This window comes from Microbispora sitophila, from assembly GCF_014892245.1.
Classification (GTDB): domain Bacteria; phylum Actinomycetota; class Actinomycetes; order Streptosporangiales; family Streptosporangiaceae; genus Microbispora; species Microbispora siamensis.
Map to the genome: position 1 here is coordinate 1 of NZ_JADBGC010000081.1, position 1687 is coordinate 1687.

Consider the following 1687-nt stretch of genomic DNA (forward strand, 5'->3'; position numbering starts at 1 on the left):
GTGTGCTGAAGGCCACGGTCACCTACAGCCCGACGATGGCCGGCTCGGCGATCAAGCTGGCGCGGCTGATCGCCCAGGGCAAGGGCATGAGCGACCTGCTGGAGCAGGAGGTGCCGCAGTCGATCACACTGGCCTCGGAGACCATCACCAAGGAGAACGTGCAGAAGTATCTGCCGCTCGGCTTCGAATCCTGATTCGGGGGAGATCTAGTGACAGACAGCAGGCCGGCGCTAGGTGTCGGCATGGTGGGGTACGCGTTCATGGGACGCGTGCACTCGCAGGCATGGCGGAGCGTCGCCTCGGTCTTCGACCTGCCGGTAAGGCCCGTCATGGCGGCCCTGTCCGGCAGGTCGCCCGACCGTACGGCCGAAGCGGCGGCCACGCTCGGCTGGGCGGCGGTGGAGACCGACTGGAAGCGGCTCGTCGAACGCGACGACGTGCAGATCGTCGACATCTGCACCCCGGGTGACAGCCACGCCGAGATCGCCATCGCGGCGCTGGCCGCGGGCAAGCACGTCATCTGTGAGAAGCCGCTGGCCAACACCGTGGCCGAGGCCGAGGCGATGACCGCGGCGGCGAAGGAGGCGGCGGCGCGCGGCGTGCGCAGCATGGTCGCCTTCAACTACCGCCGCGTGCCCGCCGTCGCGCTGGCCCGGCGGTTCGTCGAGGAGGGCAGGATCGGGGAGATCCGGCACGTGCGGGCGCAGTACCTGCAGGACTGGATCGTCGACCCGGAGTTCCCCCTGGTCTGGCGGCTCCAGAAGGACAAGGCCGGATCCGGCGCTCTCGGCGACATCGGCGCCCACATCATCGACACCGCGCAGTTCATCGTCGGCCGGTCGCTGACGGGGGTGAGCGCGCTCACCGAGACCTTCGTCAAGGAGCGCCCGCTCGCCGAGGGGTCGAGCGGCCTGGCCGGCGAGGGCGGCACCGGTGAGATGGGCGAGGTGACGGTGGACGACGCGGCGCTGTTCATCGGCCGCTTCGAGGGCGGGGCGCTGGCCTCGTTCGAGGCCACCCGCTTCGCCACCGGCCGCAAGAACGCTCTGCGCATCGAGGTCAACGGATCGGCGGGCAGCCTGTCCTTCGACTTCGAGGCGATGAACGAGCTGTGGTTCTACGACGCCGCCGAGCGGGACGCCGGGTTCCGGCGGATCCTCGTCACCGAGCCGGACCACCCGTACGCCGGGGCGTGGTGGCCGCCGGGCCACGGCCTCGGCTACGAGCACACCTTCGTCCACGAGACGAAGGACTTCCTGGAGGCGGTGGCCGCCGGCACCGACCCCGCGCCGTCCTTCGAGGACGGGCTGCGGGTGCAGCGGGTGCTCGCCGCGGTCGAGGAGAGCGCCGCCGCCGGGTCGGGCTGGACCACGGTGTGATTGAACACGGTGTGATTGTCCAGATGGTTGCGAGAGCGGGAGTGAGATGACGCGACCGATCACGTTGTTCACCGGGCAGTGGGCGGACCTGCCGTTCGAGGAGGTCTGCCGGCTGGCCTCGGAATGGGGCTACGACGGCCTGGAGATCGCCTGCTGGGGCGACCACTTCGAGGTCGACAAAGCCCTCGCCGACGACTCCTACATCGAACGCAAGAAGGAGACCCTGGCCAAATACAACCTGGGGGTATGGACGATCTCCAACCACCTGGTCGGCCAGGCCGTCTGCGACCACCCCATCGACGAACGCC

General features: G+C 69.5%; 1 protein-coding gene and 2 pseudogenes. All 3 read left to right on the forward strand.

The annotated features are described in order from the left end of the window. Window positions 1–194 (forward strand): annotated as a pseudogene (locus IL992_RS45485) (sugar ABC transporter substrate-binding protein); the annotation flags it as partial. Window positions 195–209: 15 nt separating this feature from the next. Beyond that, on the forward strand, window positions 210–1379 hold the full coding sequence (locus tag IL992_RS45490) for a Gfo/Idh/MocA family protein (protein ID WP_319019263.1): 1170 nt from the start codon (window positions 210–212) through the stop codon (window positions 1377–1379). A 46-nt stretch (window positions 1380–1425) separates the two neighbouring features. Continuing rightward, window positions 1426–1687 (forward strand): annotated as a pseudogene (locus tag IL992_RS45495) (sugar phosphate isomerase/epimerase); the annotation flags it as partial.